Annotated in this window: 20 protein-coding genes; 14 read left to right on the top strand and 6 right to left on the bottom strand. The window is 66.9% G+C overall.

Going from position 1 to position 19060, the window contains the following annotated elements:
• Positions 1-3 precede the first annotated feature (3 nt).
• The 7 genes from RMCB_RS09675 to RMCB_RS09705 all read left to right on the top strand — a co-directional run bounded on the left by RMCB_RS09675 (position 4) and on the right by RMCB_RS09705 (position 6258).
• Positions 4-630 carry a two-component system response regulator PdtaR gene (locus RMCB_RS09675; RefSeq protein ID WP_029366917.1) on the top strand — a complete coding sequence of 209 codons (627 nt, stop codon included), beginning with the start codon at positions 4-6 and terminating at the stop codon, positions 628-630.
• Positions 631-812: 182 nt separating this feature from the next.
• A complete protein-coding gene (locus tag RMCB_RS09680) occupies positions 813-2027 on the top strand; it encodes a branched-chain amino acid ABC transporter substrate-binding protein (protein ID WP_062828653.1) in 1215 nt (404 codons plus the stop codon).
• Between the two features lie 87 nt (positions 2028-2114).
• A complete protein-coding gene (locus RMCB_RS09685; protein ID WP_062828614.1) occupies positions 2115-3152 on the top strand; it encodes a branched-chain amino acid ABC transporter permease in 1038 nt (345 codons plus the stop codon).
• Positions 3149-4348 carry a branched-chain amino acid ABC transporter permease gene (locus RMCB_RS09690; protein ID WP_062828615.1) on the top strand — a complete coding sequence of 400 codons (1200 nt, stop codon included), beginning with the start codon at positions 3149-3151 and terminating at the stop codon, positions 4346-4348. Before RMCB_RS09685 ends, RMCB_RS09690 begins: the two co-directional genes overlap by 4 nt.
• A complete protein-coding gene (locus tag RMCB_RS09695; protein WP_062828616.1) occupies positions 4345-5199 on the top strand; it encodes an ABC transporter ATP-binding protein in 855 nt (284 codons plus the stop codon). The genes RMCB_RS09690 and RMCB_RS09695 overlap by 4 nt, the downstream gene beginning before the upstream one ends.
• A complete protein-coding gene (locus tag RMCB_RS09700) occupies positions 5183-5932 on the top strand; it encodes an ABC transporter ATP-binding protein (RefSeq protein WP_062828617.1) in 750 nt (249 codons plus the stop codon). The genes RMCB_RS09695 and RMCB_RS09700 overlap by 17 nt, the downstream gene beginning before the upstream one ends.
• Positions 5932-6258: a YnfA family protein gene (locus RMCB_RS09705; protein WP_029366911.1), complete on the top strand. Its 327-nt coding sequence runs from the start codon at positions 5932-5934 to the stop codon at positions 6256-6258. Before RMCB_RS09700 ends, RMCB_RS09705 begins: the two co-directional genes overlap by 1 nt.
• Before the next feature lie 3 nt (positions 6259-6261).
• Here the strand turns inward: RMCB_RS09705 and RMCB_RS09710 are convergent, their stop codons facing one another.
• The gene (locus RMCB_RS09710) at positions 6262-7149 is read right to left on the bottom strand and encodes an SCO6745 family protein (protein ID WP_062828618.1); all 888 of its coding nucleotides are present in this window, start codon (positions 7147-7149) and stop codon (positions 6262-6264) included.
• A gap of 8 nt (positions 7150-7157) precedes the next feature.
• Entirely contained in the window at positions 7158-7874 is a 717-nt protein-coding gene (locus RMCB_RS09715) for a FadR/GntR family transcriptional regulator (protein ID WP_062828619.1), read from the bottom strand.
• A gap of 123 nt (positions 7875-7997) precedes the next feature.
• Here RMCB_RS09715 and RMCB_RS09720 point away from each other — a divergent pair, with 123 nt between their 5' ends.
• Positions 7998-8504, top strand: coding sequence for a gluconokinase (locus RMCB_RS09720; protein ID WP_029366908.1), 507 nt, complete (start codon positions 7998-8000; stop codon positions 8502-8504).
• Positions 8501-9928 carry a GntP family permease gene (locus RMCB_RS09725; RefSeq protein ID WP_062828620.1) on the top strand — a complete coding sequence of 476 codons (1428 nt, stop codon included), beginning with the start codon at positions 8501-8503 and terminating at the stop codon, positions 9926-9928. The genes RMCB_RS09720 and RMCB_RS09725 overlap by 4 nt, the downstream gene beginning before the upstream one ends.
• A 5-nt stretch (positions 9929-9933) precedes the next feature.
• On the opposite strand, the gene RMCB_RS09730 is transcribed toward RMCB_RS09725, so the two are convergent.
• Positions 9934-10425 (bottom strand): RDD family protein, encoded by a 492-nt coding sequence (locus tag RMCB_RS09730; RefSeq protein WP_062828621.1) that lies wholly within the window; start codon positions 10423-10425, stop codon positions 9934-9936.
• Positions 10426-10434: 9 nt separating this feature from the next.
• On the bottom strand, positions 10435-11223 hold the full coding sequence (locus RMCB_RS09735; RefSeq protein WP_029366905.1) for a DoxX family protein: 789 nt from the start codon (positions 11221-11223) through the stop codon (positions 10435-10437).
• A 149-nt stretch (positions 11224-11372) separates the two neighbouring features.
• Between RMCB_RS09735 and xylB the strand changes: the two genes are divergently transcribed.
• Both xylB and RMCB_RS09745 read left to right on the top strand, forming a co-directional pair.
• On the top strand, positions 11373-12770 hold the full coding sequence (xylB, locus tag RMCB_RS09740) for a xylulokinase (protein WP_062828622.1): 1398 nt from the start codon (positions 11373-11375) through the stop codon (positions 12768-12770).
• Positions 12767-13468: an MBL fold metallo-hydrolase gene (locus tag RMCB_RS09745; protein WP_062828623.1), complete on the top strand. Its 702-nt coding sequence runs from the start codon at positions 12767-12769 to the stop codon at positions 13466-13468. Before xylB ends, RMCB_RS09745 begins: the two co-directional genes overlap by 4 nt.
• A 26-nt stretch (positions 13469-13494) precedes the next feature.
• Here the strand turns inward: RMCB_RS09745 and RMCB_RS09750 are convergent, their stop codons facing one another.
• Positions 13495-14406 (bottom strand): LysR family transcriptional regulator, encoded by a 912-nt coding sequence (locus RMCB_RS09750; RefSeq protein WP_062828624.1) that lies wholly within the window; start codon positions 14404-14406, stop codon positions 13495-13497.
• Between the two features lie 84 nt (positions 14407-14490).
• Here RMCB_RS09750 and RMCB_RS09755 point away from each other — a divergent pair, with 84 nt between their 5' ends.
• Together RMCB_RS09755 and RMCB_RS09760 are read left to right on the top strand one after the other, a co-directional pair.
• Positions 14491-15309: an acyl-CoA thioesterase domain-containing protein gene (locus RMCB_RS09755; RefSeq protein WP_062828625.1), complete on the top strand. Its 819-nt coding sequence runs from the start codon at positions 14491-14493 to the stop codon at positions 15307-15309.
• Positions 15310-15333: 24 nt separating this feature from the next.
• Positions 15334-16821 (top strand): FGGY-family carbohydrate kinase, encoded by a 1488-nt coding sequence (locus RMCB_RS09760; RefSeq protein WP_062828626.1) that lies wholly within the window; start codon positions 15334-15336, stop codon positions 16819-16821.
• On the opposite strand, the gene RMCB_RS09765 is transcribed toward RMCB_RS09760, so the two are convergent.
• Entirely contained in the window at positions 16818-17840 is a 1023-nt protein-coding gene (locus RMCB_RS09765; protein WP_029366899.1) for a sugar-binding transcriptional regulator, read from the bottom strand. The two genes, RMCB_RS09760 and RMCB_RS09765, sit on opposite strands and share 4 nt — an antisense overlap.
• Positions 17841-17993: 153 nt before the next feature.
• On the opposite strand from RMCB_RS09765, the gene eltD reads away from it, so the two are divergent.
• The gene (gene eltD / locus RMCB_RS09770) at positions 17994-19058 is read left to right on the top strand and encodes an erythritol/L-threitol dehyrogenase (RefSeq protein ID WP_062828654.1); all 1065 of its coding nucleotides are present in this window, start codon (positions 17994-17996) and stop codon (positions 19056-19058) included.
• Positions 19059-19060: the final 2 nt, after the last annotated feature.

Genomic DNA, 19060 nt, shown 5'->3' on the forward strand with positions numbered 1-19060 from the left:
TCCATGACCGGGTCACCGACTCACGCCGCCAAGCCCCACCGCGTTCTCATCGCCGAGGACGAGGCGCTCATCCGCCTCGACCTCGCAGAGATGCTGCGAGAGGAGGGCTATGACGTGGTCGGGGAGGCCGGCGACGGCCAGGAGGCGGTGGATCTGGCCGAGAAGCTGCGGCCGGACCTGGTGATCATGGACGTCAAGATGCCGCGCCGAGACGGGATTGACGCGGCAGCGGAGATCGCCAGTAAGCGCATCGCCCCGATCGTGGTGCTCACCGCGTTCAGTCAGCGCGAGTTGGTCGAGCGGGCCCGCGATGCGGGAGCCATGGCGTACCTGGTGAAGCCGTTCAACGTCACCGACCTCATCCCGGCCATCGAGGTGGCGGTCAGCCGCTTCGGTGAGATCACGGCGCTGGAAAGCGAAGTTGCGAACCTGTCGGACCGGTTGGAGACGCGCAAGCTGGTCGAGCGCGCGAAAGGCCTGCTGCAGAGCAAGCACCAGATGACCGAGCCCGAGGCGTTCAAGTGGATCCAGCGCGCGGCGATGGACCGTCGGACCACCATGAAGCGGGTCGCAGAGGTGGTGCTGGAATCGCTCGACGAACCCACGGAGGCTGCCGCCGACGAAGGGTAGCGGTGTTAATTGTGGGTTTCTGATGTTGCGGACAGTCGTATTCCGCCAGAGTCGACGCGACCGGCATCACTCAACATCCCGCACCACGGCGATGCTTTGGCTATGTTCTACCCCGAAGCATCGGCGCCTGCCTGGTCGGCATGGTCGTCGGCGCCGCTGACAACACTGACCCGGAGGTGAACGTGCGCGGTGGCATTGCACGAAAAGCGTTGGTTCTCGGTAGTGCGGGGCTGATGGTGCTCGGCATGGCGGGCTGCCAGAAGCAGTCGGCGCCCGAGCAGCAGGCAGCGCAGACCAGTCTGAAGATCGTCGAGCAGTTCCCGATCGACGAAAACGGCGCCCAGATCAAGCCACCAGACACGGCGGCGGCAGCGGATCCCGCCGGTGACGGCAAGGCCACCTGCCCGCCGCTGAAACTCGCGATGATGGGCGCGTTGACGGGCCCTGATGCCGCACTGGGCATCAACATCCTCGACGGTGCGCAGTTGGCCGTCGACAAGCACAACGCGGCGAACCCGGGTTGCCAGGTGACGCTCGAGAAGTTCGACACCGAGGGCGATCCCAACAAGGCCAACGGCGTCGCACCGCGCATCGTGGACACCCAGGACATCATCGGGCTGATCGGCCCCGCGTTCTCCGGTGAGACCGATGCCACCGGCGGCCTGTTCAACCAGGCCGGTCTGGTTGCCACCACCGCATCGGCGACCCGCGTCGATCTCAGCAAGAACGGATGGCGCACGTTCTTCCGCGGCCTCGGCAACGACGGTAGCCAGGGCACCGCAATCGCCAACTATCTGAAGAACACCCTGGGCAACAAGAAGGTCTGCGTCGTCGACGACCAGTCGGCCTACGGCATCGGCCTGGCCACCGTGGTGCGCGAAACCCTTGGGCCGGTGGCCGACTCGGGCTGCAACATCTCGGTGAAGAAAGAGGACAAGGACCTCTCGGCCGCGGTGACCCAGATCAAGGGCGTGGCACCGGATTCCATCTTCTACAGCGGCTACTACTCGCAGGCGGCACCGTTCGTCCAGCAGCTGCGCGACGCCGGCGTCACCGCGACCTTCGTCAGCGCCGACGGCACCAAGGACCCGGAGTTCGTCAAGCAGGCCGGCGGGGCGTCCAAGGACGCCATCCTGAGCTGCCCGTGCAGCCCCGCACCTGCGGCCTTCGCCAAGGAGTACACGGCCAAGTTCAACCAGGAGCCGGGCACGTACAGCACCGAGGGCTATGACCTGGCCACCATCCTGCTCAAGGGCATCGACTCCGGCATCAAGGATCGGCCAGGCCTGCTGCAGTTCGTCAAGACCTACAACGCACCCGGCGTGGCCCGCCAGTACCAGTGGACCGACACCGGTGAGCTCACCAACACCCTCATCTGGGTGTACAAGGTTCAGTGACGATCTGACGACGGAAACGCGTCCGGGACAACCAGTTCCGGACGCGTTCTTCGTTGGTAACGCCAAGCGAAGAGGAGCCGCACCCGGATGACCCCGGATTGCGTCAGTGGCTACGTGTGCACCGCCGCCGACATCAACTTCAACGTCGAGAACCTGCTGCACGGGTTCTGGCAGCTCACGATCGACGGCCTCGCGTGGGGTGCCATCTATGCGTTGGTGGCAGTGGGGTACACCCTGGTTTTCGGTGTGCTGCGGCTGATCAACTTCGCGCACTCCGAGATCTTCATGCTCGGCATGTTCGGTGCCTACTTCTGTCTGGACGTGATCCTCGGTTTCAGCGCCAACGGCAACGCGTACAACGTGGGCGTCGGGTTGACGCTGATGTACCTGGCCATCGCCATGGTCTTCGCGATGCTGGTGTCAGGCTCAGCGGCCGTGGGCCTGGAGTTGATCGCCTATCGGCCGTTGCGGAAACGCAATGCGCGGCCCCTGACCTTCCTCATCACCGCGATCGGCATGTCGTTCGTGCTGCAGGAAGTGGTGCACTTCGTGCTGCCGCAATTCCTGAAAGGCTACGGGGGCAGCAACGCCCAGCCGCCGATCATCCTGGTACAACCCAAGACTCAGTTCCACGTGTTCAACTCGAGCGTTTCGAACGTCACGGTCGTCGTCATCGTCGCCGCGGTGATCCTGGCGGTGCTCACCGACATCGCCATCAACCGGACGAAGTTCGGCCGCGGCATCCGGGCGGTGGCCCAGGATCCCACCACCGCGACGCTAATGGGTGTGTCACGCGAACGGATCATCATGACGACGTTTCTCATCGGTGGTCTGCTGGCGGGTGCCGCGGCCTTGCTCTACACCCTGAAAGTGCCGCAGGGCATCGTCTACTGGGGCGGGTTCGTCCTCGGCATCAAGGCGTTCTCGGCGGCCGTGCTCGGCGGCATCGGCAATCTGCGCGGTGCGCTGCTGGGCGGCCTGCTGCTGGGCATCATCGAGAACTACGGGCAGGCGGTGCTGGGCACGCAGTGGCGTGACGTCGTCGCGTTCGTTCTGCTGGTTCTGGTGTTGTTGTTCCGGCCCACCGGCATCCTGGGGGAGAGCCTCGGAAAGGCACGGGCATGACCACAACCCAGCAACCCGAACGCCGCTCGATCAGGCGGACCCTGCTGGCACCGGGCGACGTCATCCGTGACGGTTGGTCGGCGCTGCCGCGCCCGATGAAGTGGATCTTCGGCATACCTGTCTTTGCCCTGCTGGCCCTGCTGCCGCTGAGTCCACCCCATATCCTCGACACGCCGGGAGTGAGCTTCGGCGGCACCATGGCCCAGTTCGCGATGGTCGCCATCATCGCGATCGGCCTCAATGTCGTTGTCGGCCAAGCCGGTTTGCTCGACCTCGGGTACGTCGGGTTCTACGCGGTCGGCGCATACACGGTGGCCTTGATGACGAGTCCTGCCAGCCCGTGGAATCAGGTTGGGCCCAATGGATTCCTCGGCACCCACTGGGCCTGGCTGGCCTGCGTGCCATTGGCCATGGCCGTCACCGCCATGGCCGGCCTGGTGCTGGGCATCCCGACATTGCGGTTGCGCGGAGACTATCTCGCCATCGTCACGCTCGGATTCGGCGAGATCATCCGGTTGCTCGCCGACAACCTGGCCGGGGTGACCAACGGGCCGCGTGGTCTCAACGAGCTCGCCTACCCGCGGTTCCGCGAGGCGCAGCAACCGCCCAACGGTGTCTTCTCCCATGGCAACTCGATCGGCAAGGACAACTACGGCACGTGGTGGTTCTGGCTGAGCCTGCTGTTGATCGTGGTGATCCTGCTGATCGTGGGCAACCTCGAACGCAGCCGGGTCGGCCGCGCCTGGGTGGCGATCCGCGAGGATGAGGACGCCGCGGAGGTGATGGGCGTCAACACGTTCCGCTTCAAGCTGTGGGCGTTCATCATCGGAGCGGCGATCGGTGGACTCTCCGGGGCGCTGTATGCGGGCCAGGTGCAGTTCGTCGCGCCACCGACCTTCAACATCATCAACTCGATGCTGTTCTTGTGCGCGGTCGTGCTCGGTGGCCAGGGCAACAAACTCGGCGTGATCTTCGGCGCGTTCATCATCGTGTATCTGCCCAACCGGCTTTTGGGTGTCGAGTTGTTCGGGGTCAACCTGGGCGATCTGAAATACCTGTTCTTCGGGCTGGCCCTGGTCATCTTGATGATCTTCCGGCCGCAGGGCCTGTTCCCGGCCCGTCAGTTCCTGCTCACCTACGGCAGCGCGGCGCGGCGATTGTTGCGTACCGGCCCGGTGGAAAGGTCGGCGCCATGACCGAGGACGTGTCCGGGACGACGGAGATCATCGAGGAACTGTCCGGGGTCCACCGGGAGATCAATGCCGCCGAAGGCGAAGTGCTGTTGCAGACAAAGGACCTGACGGTCAAGTTCGGTGGCCTGGTGGCGCTGGACAACGTCACCTTCGACATCCGGCGCGGTGAGATCCTCGGTCTGATCGGACCCAACGGCGCAGGCAAGACCACCTGCTTCAACGCCATCACCGGTGTGTACCGACCGAGTTCGGGTTCGGTGCTGTTCGACGGCGCCCCGTTGGGCCGCATCAAACGGCATCAGATCACGCGACGGGGGATCGCCCGCACCTTCCAGAACATCCGACTGTTCGGCGAGATGACGGCACTGGAGAACGTGGTGGTCGGCACCGACGCGCGGCACCGCACCTCGGTGCCCGGTGCCTTGATCCGGACGCCGCGGCACCGCCGCGAAGAGCGCTCGGCCATCGAACGTGCCGCCGCGCTACTGCATTTCGTGGGGATCGCCCATCGCGGTGAGGAGAAGGCCAAGAACCTGCCCTATGGCGATCAGCGTCGGCTCGAAATCGCGCGCGCACTCGCCACGGAGCCGAAGCTGCTGTGCCTCGACGAACCGGCTGCGGGGTTCAACCCGAGCGAGAAAGCCGCTCTCATCGAGTTGATCCGCAAGATCCGTGACGATGGATACACCGTGCTGCTGATCGAACACGACATGCGCCTGGTGATGGGAGTCACCGACCGCATCGTGGTGCTGGAATTCGGCCGCAAGATCGCCGACGGCCTCCCCGCGGAAATCCGCGAGGATCCCAAGGTGATCGCCGCATACCTGGGGGTGCCTGATGACGAACTCGGCTGACAGCGGCGACCGCCCGGTCCTGCTCGAGGTGCGCCACGCCGTCGTGCACTACGGCAGGATCCAGGCGCTGCACGGGGTTTCGCTGGTGGTCCACGAGGGTGAGCTGGTGACGCTGCTGGGTTCCAACGGCGCAGGCAAGACGACGATGATGCGCGCGATCTCGGGTCTGCGAGCTCTCACCTCGGGTTCTGTGTGGTTCGAAGGCAAGGACATCTCTCGAGTCAAAGCGCACCAGCGCGTCGCTGCCGGGCTGATCCAGGCACCGGAGGGCCGTGGGGTGTTCCCGGGGATGTCGGTCCTGGAGAACCTCGAAATGGGTTGCTACGGAAGAAAATTTGCTTCCAAGGCCGAGCACGACGAGCGGCTGGACTGGGTGCTGGAGACCTTCCCGAGGCTGGCTGAGCGACGCAGCCAGGTGGGCGGCACATTGTCGGGAGGGGAGCAGCAGATGCTGGCGATCGGTCGCGCGCTGATGGCCCGGCCCCGTGTGCTGTTGCTCGATGAGCCGTCGATGGGTTTGGCGCCCATGGTGATCTCACAGATCTTCCGCATCATTTCCGAGATCAACAACCAGGGCACCACGGTCTTGCTGGTGGAACAGAACGCCCAGCAGGCACTCAGCCGATCCGACCGGGCCTACATTCTCGAAACCGGCAACGTCACCCGCACCGGCCCTGCCCGAGAACTGTTGGCGGACGACGCTGTTCGGGCGGCGTACCTCGGCGTCGCCTGATGGTGCTGAAGTCAGCGGCCCTGTTCGTGCTCGCCGCATTGCTCGAGATCGGCGGTGCCTGGTTGGTGTGGCAAGGCCTACGCGAGCATCGGGGCTGGCTGTGGATCGGCGCGGGTGCGGTGTCGTTGGGCGCCTACGGATTCGTGGCGGCGTTCCAGCCCGACTCCCACTTCGGCCGGGTTCTGGCCGCTTACGGCGGCGTGTTCATCGCCGGCTCGTTGGTCTGGGGCGTCGTTGCCGACGGTTTCCGCCCGGACCGCTGGGACGTCATCGGCGCACTGATATGCCTCGGTGGTGTCGGCCTGATCATGTACGGCCCCCGCTGAGCGTCAGTCCAGATGTGCGCTGCCGTCGGCGAGGTCGCCGCGACGCAGCCCCATCGGTGTCGCCGCCGGCAAATCGCCTGCAGCCACCACCTGGCGGGTGATCGGGGTCAGTGCCTGGAACAGGGTCTCGACCTCCGCGTCGGTGAGGCCGTCGAGCGCGCTGAGGGCCGCGGCGTCGGTGCGGTCCTCGATCGTCTGCTTGAGCCGCAGACCCGCTTCGGTGAGTTCGCCTGCCCCGTCGAGCAAGCCGCGTGCCCGTAGTTCGTCGCTGTAGTGCTCCCACTGTTCGTCGTCGTAGTCGCGCGTACGCATGAGCACCTCGCGCGGCGTGCGCCCCGACGCGGCGTGCAGGACATTGGCCTGCCGCCCGGTGATGCCCTCACCGACCAGGATCGCGACGTGGGCGTCGCCGCGCTGTTCGCGCAGCAGGGTGGCGGCCTGCCACAACTGCGCGATGGGGTCGTCGGGCCAGTCCAGTGCCCGGTTGGCCGCGTAGAGCGGTCTGCCGTCCAACGGCGCGGCGCGGGCGGCCTTCGCCGCGAGATCAGCGGCGGTGCGGGTCGCGTCATCGTCGACGACGCCCGAGCGGCGCAACGCGGCCACGGCGGAGTCGAGGCGGGCAGCCAAAGCCGCTGCCGGACCGGCGATGTCCCACGCTGCGGGCAGCGCCTTGGCGACCCGGGCTGCGGTGAAGTTGTAGAACACCGCTTCCACCACGTCGGCGGGTACCTGGCCCAACGGTGCCGAACGTGCGGCCATGTATCCCATCCAGAACCCGCGGTAGCCAAGCCCGTCGAGGGCGGATCGGCATTCCGGCGCGAAGTAGGTGATCCCGTGGATCGGCTCGAAACGTTCGTAGAAGCGGCGTGCCAGCGACGGTGAACGACCCATGCCGTCAGTTAATCACCGGGCTCGTCGTCATGATCAACCGCGGTGACCGCCTCGTCGATGATGGCCCGCATCGCGCGTTCCGCACCGTCCGCGTCGCGGAGCCGGATCGCGCGGGCAACCTCGTCGTGCAGTTCGATCGCGGCAGGGTTGGGCTGTACCGGCATCAGCCCGTGGTGCGTGCGGCCGGTCAGCACCTCGGCGACCACGTCGTTGAGCGCCCTGAACATCTCGTTGCCGCTGGCTTCCAGCAGAGTCCGGTGAAACACCTTGTCCGCCAACAGGTACGCGTCGAGATCACCGGAGCGGCCATGCACCACCATGTCGGATACCGCCGCGGCCAGGATGCGGCAGTGATCGGGATTGGCCCGGCGGGCTGCCAGCGCGGCGGCGGCCGGCTCGAATCCGCGGCGCAGTTCGGACAGGGAAACCAGTTGGGCGGCCCGGTCGCCGGCGTCCAGCCGCCAGCGAATCAGCCTGGGGTCGAAGACATTCCAATTGGCCGACGGTTGGATGGTGATCCCGACGCGGCGTCGTGACGCGATCATGCCCATCGACTCCAGCACCCGCATGGCCTCGCGTGCGACGCTGCGCGACACCCCGTGTTCGGCACTGACGCCTTCCAGTGTCAGGACCTGCCCCGCGGCGAGTTTCCCGGAGACGATTCCGGTACCGAGCGCGGTCAGCAGATTGCCATGCAACGCTCCGACGTTTGATGGCGAGGACACGGATACATCGTGTCATAGATGCATGGAACCGGAGTAAAAACAGATTACTTTCAGGAACACTTGCAAAAGTATGACTTTTAAGGCACGCTTTGTGACGGTAACCACAACCGTGAGGTGGAGTGCATGGGATCACCAATCGTCATCATGGGCGTTTCGGGTTCGGGAAAATCGACGGTCGGCGCGGCATTGGCGCAACGGCTACGCGTGCCGTTCGGCGACGCGGACGATTTCCACCCGCCGGCCAACATCGCCAAGATGGCGGCCGGGCACCCGCTCGACGACGACGACCGTTATCCGTGGCTGGAGACCATCGGCCAGTGGTTGGAAGACCACCATGACGGTGGCGTGATGAGCTGCTCGGCACTCAAGCGCAAGTACCGCGACCAATTACGGCGGCACTGCGCGGACGTACAGTTCCTGCACCTCACCGGCACGCCCGAGGTGATCGGCCGCAGGCAGGCCAGCCGCCCCGGGCACTTCATGCCTGCCGCACTGCTCAACTCGCAGTTCGAGACGCTGGAGCCACTGGATTCCGACGAGGCCGGCATCACCATCGACGTGGACCAGAACATCGACGCGATCATCGACACCTACGTCGCTGCCACCTCCCCGGTGCGGGGCGAGAAGTGAACCCCGCGCTGAACGTCCTCGCCGAGGGCGCGAAATTGCCGGAGCCGGTCGCGCCGGGCTGGGAACTGATCGTGGCGTTCCTGGCCGGCATCGCCGTGATCGTGGTGCTGATCTCTTGGGTCAAACTGCACCCGTTCCTCGCGCTGATCTTCGGCGCCTTGACCGTGGGTGTCGTACCTCTGATCCTCAGCGTGTTCACCGGCGACACCGTCAAGCAGAGCGTGCCCACGGTCATCACCTCGTTCAGCGACGGATTCGGTTCCACCGCAGCCGGTGTGGGCATCCTGATCGCCCTCGGTGCGATGTTCGCGAAATTGCTCGCCGATTCCGGCGGCGCGGATGAGATCGTCGACACCATCGTCGGGCACGCCTCACCCAGGATGTTGCCGTGGGCGATGGCCTTGGTGGGCGCCATCATCGGGCTGCCGATGTTCTTCGAGATCGGCCTGGTGCTCCTCATGCCGGTGATCTACCTGGTGGCGCGGCGTTCGCACCTGTCGCTCATCACTGTCGGCATCCCGGCACTGGCGGGTCTGTCGGCCATGCACGGTTTCGTGCCGCCGCACCCGGGTCCTCTCACCGCGATCGACCTGCTGCACGCCGACCTCGGCGTGACGCTGGCTCTCGGGGTGCTGGTCGCGGTGCCGACCGTGGTGGTCGCCGGACCATTGTTCGGAAAGCTGGCCGGCCGCTGGGTCGTCGTCGATGCCCCCGACACCTTCGGAGGCGACCGCAACGATGCTGACGACGCGCAGCGTCCCTCGTTCGGCATCACCATGTTCAGCGTTCTGCTGCCCGTCGTGTTGATGATGGGAAAAGCCTTGTGCGACATCTTCATCGACAACAAGAAGCAGTGGCTGCGGGTCACATTCGACGTGCTCGGCACGCCGCTGGTCGCGTTGCTCATCGCGGTCGTCGTCGGCATGATCACGCTGGGCCGCGGTGCCGGAATGTCGCGTGCGGCCATCACCAAATGCGTCGAGTCCGGCTTGCCGCCGGTCGCGGGCATCATCTTGATCGTCGCTGCCGGCGGCGGGTTCAAACAGGTTCTGGTCGACAGTGGGATCGGCACGATGTTGGCCCGCTGGGCCGAGAACGTCAACATCTCGGTGATCCTGTTGGCCTGGGTGCTGGCGGTGCTCATCCGGTTGGCCACCGGTTCGGCGACGGTCGCCACCATCACCGCTTCGGCATTGGTGCTCGGCCTGGTCGAAGGGATGAGCACAGGCCAGACATCGCTCGTGGTTCTCGCGGTCGGTGCGGGCTCACTGTTCTTCTCACACGTCAACGACGCCGGATTCTGGTTGGTGAACCAGTACTTCCGGCTCACCGTCAGCCAGACCATCAAGACCTGGTCGTTGATGGAGACCGTGTTGTCGGTGGCCGGTCTGGTGTTCGTGCTGTTGCTGAGCCTGGTGGTGTGACGGGCTCAGCTCTTGACGACCTGGGTGCCGCCGGCGAGTTCATCGTGCTTGCCCTGCTTGGTCGGGCTGCTGCTGATGGTCACCGCGATCACGATGATCGCGACCACGCCGAGGAACCCGCCGATGAACGGAATGATCGGCAACAGCGTGAACGCGTTTCGGATCGCCGACTGCCCGGCGGTGGGCTTCGGGGCACCGCCGGGACCGTGGACCGCCAGCCCGAGCAAGCGCTTACCCGGGGTCCAGCCGCTGGTGGTCTCGAACAGCACGAAATAGACGAAACTCAGTAGCCCCGTGAACAATCCCGTGACCCAGTAGCTCGACAGCGAATCCGTCACCACCGACAGGACGATGGACACGATGCCCACCAGGATCCCGTCGATGACCCGCGCGACGAAACGCGCGGCCAGACCGCCCGGCTGCTGGGCCCCGTATGGCGGAGGAAATCCTGGCTGGCCGTACTGTCCCGGTTGCGGCTGGAAGTCACCCGTCGTCATATAGCCAAACTACCGCCCGCGGCGCTCGTTGAGCTGGGCACGGACCATCTCGCCCAGTTCCGCGCCGCGTTCGCGGGCGACGTCGGCCACGGTGGACGCTCGTTCACTGGCCGCCTGAGCCAGATCGGGCGCGCGATCACGGGCGACATGGGCCAATTCCGAGGCCCGTTCGCCTGCTGCCTGGGCCAGATCGGGGCCGCGCTCGCGGGCCACCTGGGCCAGTTCGACGGCACGTTCGCGGGCCGCTTCGGCAAGTTCTCGCCCACGTTCGGCCCCGGTCTGCAGTCCGTGGCCGAGCTTCTCGGCGACCGCGCTGTCGGCCAGTGATTGTCCCGTCGATTCGCCCAGCGGCCAGGCCGCGGCGACCGTTGCCGATGCGGCACGGGCGGCCCGGCGCCCGCGCCATGCCAGCGACGGCTTGCCCTCGGTGTCCGCCGCGGCGATGATCAGGCCGCCGATGAGGCTGATGTCGGTGAGGAACGCCCGGCGTTGTTCGGCTTGCCGCTCGGGGTCGGGTTCGGACCAGAAGGTGTGGCTACCGAGGCCCCCGGGAATCACCGTGAGCGCGAGCAGTCCTGAGGCCAGTCGCGGCATCCGGCCGGTCGCCAGCAACAGGCCGCCGCCGATCTGGACCGCCGCATTGAGCTTGGCCACCGTCTCGGCCTCGGGTACCGACGTGGGTACGACAGGTGCCGGCAGCTTGCGGACGGCCCCGACCACGGGCCGGGCGGCGTCCGCGGCGGGTTTCGGGCTCCGCAGCGCATCCACGCCGCGGGCGATGAACGTGGTCGCCAGCATGGGCCGGGCAATTCGTCTGATCAGCATGGCCTAGGTGTTACCGCGGCGGCGTTACCGCAAACCTGTTGCGGCGAACCGGTCGGGTGCCGAAGCCCGCAACGACGCCAAGCGCTGACCAGAAGCGGCCGTATCGGTGTAGCTTCTCGGGCGTGGCTCTTGTTGCCGGCATCGACTCATCCACCCAATCGTGCAAGATCGTGGTCTGCGACGCTGACAGCGGCGCGGTGGTGCGCTCAGCGTCGACCCCGCATCCCGGCGGAACCGAGATCGACCCTCAGCACTGGTGGGCAGCTCTGCAGACGACCATCGCGGCGGTCGGCGGTCTCGACGACGTCGAAGCGCTGGCCGTGGGTGCCCAGCAGCACGGCATGGTGTGCCTCGACCGGTCCGGGGCAGTAGTGCGAGATGCCTTGTTGTGGAATGACACCCGTTCGGCCACCAGCGGGGCCCAGCTGGTCGACGAACTCGGCGGCCCAGCCGAATGGGCGAACCGGGTGGGCGTGGTGCCCGTCGCCGCGATCACCGCGAGCAAACTGCGATGGTTGGTCGACAACGAGCCGGCCCACGCCGATGCCACCGCAGCGGTGTGCCTGCCGCACGACTGGCTCACGTGGCGGCTGAGTGGCTCGACCGACATCGCCGACCTACGCACCGACCGCAGCGACGCGAGCGGCACCGGTTACTTCTCGGCGGAGACCGACGACTACCGCGAAGACTTGCTGGAGCTGGCGATGCGTGGGCGCCGGCCCGCGCTGCCCACGGTGCTCGGCCCGGCGGAGATCGCCGGGACCCTGCCGGGCGGGGCCCTCCTCGCGCCCGGGGCCGGTGACAACGCCGCCGCTGCGCTCGGCCTTGGCGCAGGGCCGGGGGATTGTGTCGTCTCGCTCGGTACCTCGGGAGTGGTCAGCGCCGTCGGCGACGCCGCACCACACGATCCGGGCGGCATCGTCGCCGGATTCGCCGACGCCACCGGCCGGCAGCTGCCGCTGGTCTGCACGCTCAACGGGGCGCCTGTGCTGGCCGCCACGGCCGCCATGCTGCGGGTGGACTACGACGAGTTCGACCGGTTGGCCCTTTCGGCTCCACCGGGAGCCGACGGCTTGACGCTGGTGCCCTATCTGGAAGGCGAACGCTCACCGAATCTCCCGCAGGCCCGCGGCGCACTGCACGGTATGACGGCGCGGAACTTCAACTCCGCCAACCTCGCGCGCGCCGGTGTGGAGGGGCTGTTGGCGTCGATGGCGTACTGCATCGACAAGATCGTCAGCTACGGCGTCAGCGTCGACCGCATCATCCTGGTGGGCGGGGGCGCCCGTTCGGAAGCGGTGCGACGGATCGCCCCGGCCATCTGGGGCCGCCCCGTGCACGTGCCACGGCCCGACGAGTACGTCGCGCTCGGCGCCGCCCGCCAGGCAGCCTGGGCATTGAGCAAGCAGGACGCGCCGCCGGAGTGGAGCCTCGGTCCGATCACGCCGTACACGGCGCCACCGACCCCGCAGGTCTTTGAGCAGTACCTGGCGGCTCAGCCGCTGACGCTCGGTCAGTGAACTTTGACTGGGAGCCGTTGACGCACGGCGTGTGGCGGGCCCGGCTACCGTTCCTCGACGTGACCGTCGGCCTGGTGGCGGGCGACGACGATGTGCTGCTGGTCGATTCCGCAACCACTCTGGCGGAGGCCAGAGCGATCGAGGCCGACGTACGCGCCCTGACCGCCCGGCCCGTCGCCCAGATCGTCTTGACCCACAACCACTTCGATCATGTGCTCGGCAGCGCGCACTTCACCGGGGCGCGGATTCACTGCGCCCCTGCGGTGATCGAGACGCTGTCCCACTGCCGGGCGCACCTGCGAACCGAAGCCGTCCGCTACGGTGCCGATCCGGTGCAGGTCGACGAGACGATCCAGGCCTTGCGCGCACCGTCACACGGGACTCACGACACGACAGTGGATCTCGGCGGCCGGACGGTGACGGTGAGCCATCCAGGACGAGGCCACACCGACCACGACCTCATCGTCGTCGTGCCCGGCCGGCGCAGGGTGGTGTTCTGCGGAGATCTCGTCGAAGAGTCCGGCGATCCGGCCATCGACGAGCAGTCGGACATCACGGCGTGGCCGTCGACCTTGGACGTGCTGCTGGCCAGCGCCGGGCCGGACGCGCTCTTCGTGCCTGGCCACGGCGCCATCGTCGACGCGGATTTCGTTCGGCGCCAACAGCAATGGCTACGGAACAGGACCGCCGCCGGGTGACGAGATGCCGGGCAGCGGACCCGGGCCTATTCGGACATCCTGGGCCAGTGGCGCAACGCGGTGGGTCCCGTGTCGGCAGGACGAAGCCGGTCGAGCACAAGTCGCAGCGGGGGCCAGCCGGAACGTCCGCGCCGGGTCACCACATAGGTGGTCATGATGACTTCAGGGGTGTTGAGCGGCAACACCTTTAATCCGTCGCGCGGGGTGCGGTCCACGGGCAAGAGACCGATGCCGTAGCCGGCGAGGACGAGATCCTCGACGAGATCGAGCGTGTCGATCTGGTGGGCGATCTTCGGAATGAAGCCGGACAGTGCCGCGAGGGTCCGTACCGCGTCCTCGTCGGCGGTGTTGCGGGAGTTGACGATCCACGTGTGCTCGGCGTACTCGACGAGATCCACCGAGTCGGATGCGTCGACCGGCACGACCAGTCCCCATCGGGTCGACCACAGCGGCCACGATTCGAGCACCGGGTCGGGGGAGGCCGGCGCCAGGTTGTAGTCGTAGGTCAGCGCCATGTCCAGTTCGTTGTCCACGAGTCGGCGGAAAGCCTCGATGGGCTCGTACTCGCTGATGATCGCCTCGACGCGTGGATGGGTATGGGCGACGTCGGCCAGTACCGGAAGCAGCGATACGCGAATGGCGGTCGCGAACCCGCCGATGCGGATGGTGCCGGCCGGTTCGGCATCCGGGTCGAGGTCCAGCCGTGCACTGTCGACCGCGGCGAGGATGGTGACCGCGTGCTCGGCGAGCCGCAGACCCGCCGGAGTCAAGCGCACGTTGCGACCGTCGGGTTCGATGAGCTGCGCGCCGGTGTCCTTGGCCAGCGCGGCGATCTGCTGCGACACCGTCGAGGTGGTCAGATGGTGTACCTCGGCGACCGCGCGCATCGAGCCCAGGCGTGAGAGCGCCAGCAGCAGCTGCAGTCGACGCGTGTCCACCGACCAATTGTCCGCATATCGTGAACATTCTGTCCATATCGATGGACACAACTTGATAGTTAGCTCATATGCGACGATGCGGTGATGACCGAGCGTGCCACGCACTTCACTCAAACCGATCAGGACCGGTTCATGCCGACCGTATTCGCGCAGAGCCACTGGGGTGAAGACCACCTCAACGGCCCGGCGCTGGTCGGTCTGGCCGCCCGCGCGCTCGAATCGGCGTATGGGCTGCCGGAGTTCCTGCCCGCCCGGCTGACGGTCGACCTGTTCAAGGCGGCCCGCGGGGTGCCGACCACCACCAAGGTCGCGTTGGTCCGCGATGGTCGGCGCGTGCGGAATTCGGAGTGCGAGCTGGTGCAAGACGGTGTCACGGTGGCCAAGGCCACGCTCGTGCAGTACCGGAGGTCGACGGCGCCGCGCGGCGAAGAATGGTTCACGACACCGGAATTCGCGACGCCGGCCACCCTCGATTCCACGCAGACGACACTCATGGGTAGCGACGAAGTCGGGTGGGGCGGGACCATTGCCGATCACCAAAATGCGTCGCGCAAACGGTTCATCAACCGAACCATCACAGTCGTCGACGGTCGGCCCAACTCACCGTTCGTCCGGGCGGCGATGGCGGCCGAGGGCACCAGCCTCGTCACCAATCTGGGAACCGCCGGCGTCGGCTACATCAACGGTGATCTCACCGTGGCACTGTCCCGGCTACCGCTCGACGACTGGATCGGCGTGCAGGCGGACTCGCACTGGGCCGCCGACGGCGTCGCAGTGGGCGCCTCGACGTTGTTCGACAGCGCGGGCGCGTTCGGCACGGGCCTCGTCACGGCCGTCAGCAATCCGCAGGCGCAGATCGACTTCGCCAACGACCCATTCCCGGAGCGCTCTGCCCCGAGGTGATGCCCTCGTCGTAGGGTTGTCGGCGTGGAGGTGCTGCTCGGAATCGACATGGGGACCGGAAGCACCAAAGGTGTCCTCGTCGACACGTCCGGTTCGGTCATTGCCACCGAAACCGTTGCGCACTCCATGGACCTGCCCCGACCTGGGTGGGCCGAGGTCGATGCGGAAAACCTCTGGTGGCGTGAGGTTTGCGGGATCAGCACGGCATTGATGGCCCGCATGCCGAGCGGCGCGGCGCTGGCCGGCATGTGCGTCAGCGGTGTCGGCCCCTGCCTGGTGTTGTGCGACGACGATCTGCGCCCGCTGCGCCCGGCGATCCTGTACGGCATCGACACCCGCGCTGCCGCGGAAATCGCCGCATTGACCGCCGAGCTCGGCGAGGCCGAGATCCTCGAGCGGGCCGGCACGCTGCTGTCGAGCCAGGCGGTCGGACCCAAGCTGGAATGGGTGCGTCGCCACGAGCCCGAGGTGTTCGAGCGTGCGACGGGCTGGTTCGGGTCCAACTCGTTCATCGCCGCCAAACTCACTGGCGAGTACGTGATGGACCACCACACGGCCAGCCAGTGCGATCCGCTCTACGCCACTCGCGACTACGCGTGGAATCTGCCCTGGGCGCACCGGATCTGCGCACACCTGCCGCTGCCACGGCTCGTATGGCCCAGCGAGGTGGTGGGCACCGTCACTGCGCAGGCTGCGGCGGCCACGGGCGTGCCGGTGGGGACACCGGTTGTCGCCGGAACGGTGGACGCGTATTCCGAGGCGTTCTCGGTCGGGGTGCGGCGCCCTGGCGATCAGATGCTGATGTACGGGTCGACGATGTTCCTGGTGCAGGTCATCGCCGAGTACTACAGCGACCCGGCGCTATGGACGACGGCAGGCGTCGAACGCGGCACCCTGGCACTGGCCGCGGGCACCTCGACCGCGGGCAGCCTGATCAACTGGCTGCAGGGCGTCACCGGCGGGGCGTCGTTCGAGGAATTGGTGGCTGAGGCCCGCGATGTGCCGCCTGGCAGCGAAGGGTTGTTGGTGCTGCCGTACCTGGCGGGGGAGCGTACGCCGGTGTTCGATCCGCAAGCCCGCGGCGTGGTTGCCGGCCTGACCCTGCGGCACGGCCGCGGCCATCTGTTCCGCGCTGCCTACGAAGGGATTTCGTTCGGGATCCGGCAGATCCTGGAGCGTTTCGACGACGCCCACAGCGGTGCCCGCACAGTCGCGGTCGGCGGCGGCCTGCGCAGCCCGATCTGGGTGCAGGCGGTCAGCGACATCACCGGCCGCCCGCAGTTGATCCCGGAGCAGGGGATCGGCGCCAGTTACGGCGACGCCCTGCTGGCGGCAATCGGGACCGGACTGGTGCCAGCCGACACCGACTGGGCGAAGATCGCCCGCGAGATCAAGCCCGACGCGCGCAACCGCGTCCTGTACGACGATCTGTATGCGACCTGGCGCGAGCTGTATCCGGCGACACGGGAGCAGGTGCACCGGTTATCCGGTCAGATCCGGAGTGACGGCTAGGCCTGTTCGGTTCTGTCGAGGATGGCCGACGCCGTCACCGGGTCGGTCACCAGTTGGTTGAAATACCCGCCGCGCGCGCCCGCGATGATCGAGTCGACCTTGTCCCTGCCTACCGCGACGGCAATGGTGACCGGAACATGTTGCAGCACTTCGAGTTCCACCGCAATGAGGCGGTCGCTGCCGTCGAACTCCACCGGTTCGCCGTCGCGATCATAGAACCGCGAGCACACATCGCCGACCGCGGTGCGCAGCGACGTGGACCCGGTCGGCACGAACCGGGGGATGTCCGAACGGCTCAGGGGCGGAGCGCCGACGCCCATCAACGCGCATCGTGCGCGCGGCCACAGGTTCAGCACGCGCTGGATACTCGGATCGTTGAGCAGCGACGGGTAGAGGTCCGGGCCCGGCAACGCCGGTGCGAACAGGTAGTTCGGTCTGCCTTTGACGCGGTTGGCGACCAGACGCGTGATCTCGTTGGTCTGGTACCACTCCTCGGGTTGGTCATTGCCGCCGACGGTGGGGGCGACCAGGACACCCGGCAGGTCGACGAGTTCGTACTGGGCCACCTCGTAGACGGTGCGGCCCGACGACACCAGCAACACGTCGCCCGGCAGCAGCCCAGCCGCGGTCAGCGCGCGGCCGACAGCGGGCGCCAGCGCAGCGCCCATCACGTCGACGTCGGTGCGGCCGGGCCCGGGCTGTGCCAGCGGATGACACAGGAACACGGTGTTGAGCGCGAGGGCACGCGTCACCCGGTCGGCGACGTCACCGGCGGTCACTTCGGCGGGCGGCACCACCTCGATGCGGACGATCCCGCGTCGCTTGGCTTCCGCGAGCAGCCGGCTGACGGTCGCCCGGCTGGTCCCGAGCTGGGCCGCGACATCGGCCTGGGTGGCTTCCTCGGTGTAGTACATCTTCGCGGCGGCGTACAGCAGCGAGGCGGGGAAGTGGCCGGATTCGGCGTCGAGCGATGAGCCGTCGACGCCGTTCGACGGCGTTGGCTGCGCTGACCTGGGCACCCGACGAGTATGACACTGAACATCTGTTCTCGGTCAGATTTCTCTGCACAATTGTTCTGGACATATGTGCATAGCCTGGTTAATGTGACACCAACCACAGTGCGAAAGGTGTCCGTCGTGTCCAATCCAGGCTCCGCCCAGATCCCCGAGAAGATGCAGGCAGTGGTCTGCCATGGCCCTGAGGATTACCGGCTCGAGGAAGTGGCTGTGCCACAACGCGGTCGGGGCGAGGCGCTGATCCGCGTCGAAGCGGTCGGCATCTGCGCCAGCGATCTCAAGTGCTACCACGGTGCCGCCAAGTTCTGGGGCGACGAGAACCGCCCGGCGTGGGCCGAGACCATGGTCATCCCCGGCCACGAATTCGTCGGCCGCGTGGTCGAACTCGACGACGAAGCCGCCGAGCGCTGGGGCATCGCCGTGGGCGACCGGGTGGTGTCCGAACAGATCGTGCCGTGCTGGGAGTGCCGGTTCTGCAAGCGCGGTCAGTACCACATGTGCCAGCCACACGACCTCTACGGCTTCAAACGCCGCACGCCCGGCGCCATGGCCAGCTACATGGTCTACCCCGCGGAAGCATTGGTGCACAAGGTTTCCGGTGATATCCCGCCGGCCCACGCCGCGTTCGCCGAACCGCTGTCGTGCGCGCTGCACGCTGTCGAGCGCGCCCAGATCACCTTCGAGGACACCGTCGTGGTGGCCGGGTGCGGACCCATCGGCCTCGGCATGATCGCCGGCGCGAAATCCAAGAACCCCATGCGCGTCATCGCCCTGGATCTGGCACCGGAGAAGCTCAAGCTCGCCGAACGCTGCGGCGCCGACCTCACCATCAACATCGCCGAGCAGAACGCCGAAGAGATCGTCAAGGGCCTCACCGACGGCTACGGCGCCGATGTGTACCTCGAGGGCACCGGACACACTTCCGCTGTGCCCCAAGGCTTGAACCTACTGCGCAAGCTCGGCCGGTACGTCGAGTACGGCGTGTTCGGCAGTGACGTGACCGTCGACTGGAGCATCATCAGCGACGACAAGGAGCTCGACGTGCTCGGCGCCCACCTCGGACCGTACTGCTGGCCCGCCGCGATCAAGATGATCGAGTCTGGCACCCTGCCGATGGACCAGATCTGCACCCACCAGCTGCCCCTCACCGAATTCCAGCGCGGCCTGGATCTGGTGGCCAGCGGCAAGGAGTCCGTCAAGGTCTCCCTCATCCCGGCGTAGAT

The organism is Mycolicibacterium brisbanense (genome assembly GCF_001570425.1).
Taxonomy (GTDB): Bacteria; Actinomycetota; Actinomycetes; order Mycobacteriales; family Mycobacteriaceae; genus Mycobacterium; species Mycobacterium brisbanense.

Coding starts and splice junctions, on each gene's coding strand:
- RMCB_RS09675 (WP_029366917.1), top strand. CDS start 4: ATGACCGGGTCACCGACTCACGCCGCCAAGCCCCACCGCGTTCTCATC.
- RMCB_RS09685 (WP_062828614.1), top strand. CDS start 2,115: ATGACCCCGGATTGCGTCAGTGGCTACGTGTGCACCGCCGCCGACATC.
- RMCB_RS09690 (WP_062828615.1), top strand. CDS start 3,149: ATGACCACAACCCAGCAACCCGAACGCCGCTCGATCAGGCGGACCCTG.
- RMCB_RS09695 (WP_062828616.1), top strand. CDS start 4,345: ATGACCGAGGACGTGTCCGGGACGACGGAGATCATCGAGGAACTGTCC.
- RMCB_RS09700 (WP_062828617.1), top strand. CDS start 5,183: ATGACGAACTCGGCTGACAGCGGCGACCGCCCGGTCCTGCTCGAGGTG.
- RMCB_RS09705 (WP_029366911.1), top strand. CDS start 5,932: ATGGTGCTGAAGTCAGCGGCCCTGTTCGTGCTCGCCGCATTGCTCGAG.
- RMCB_RS09710 (WP_062828618.1), bottom strand. CDS start 7,149: ATGGGTCGTTCACCGTCGCTGGCACGCCGCTTCTACGAACGTTTCGAG.
- RMCB_RS09720 (WP_029366908.1), top strand. CDS start 7,998: ATGGGATCACCAATCGTCATCATGGGCGTTTCGGGTTCGGGAAAATCG.
- RMCB_RS09730 (WP_062828621.1), bottom strand. CDS start 10,425: ATGACGACGGGTGACTTCCAGCCGCAACCGGGACAGTACGGCCAGCCA.
- RMCB_RS09735 (WP_029366905.1), bottom strand. CDS start 11,223: ATGCTGGCGACCACGTTCATCGCCCGCGGCGTGGATGCGCTGCGGAGC.
- RMCB_RS09755 (WP_062828625.1), top strand. CDS start 14,491: ATGACCGAGCGTGCCACGCACTTCACTCAAACCGATCAGGACCGGTTC.
- eltD (WP_062828654.1), top strand. CDS start 17,994: ATGCAGGCAGTGGTCTGCCATGGCCCTGAGGATTACCGGCTCGAGGAA.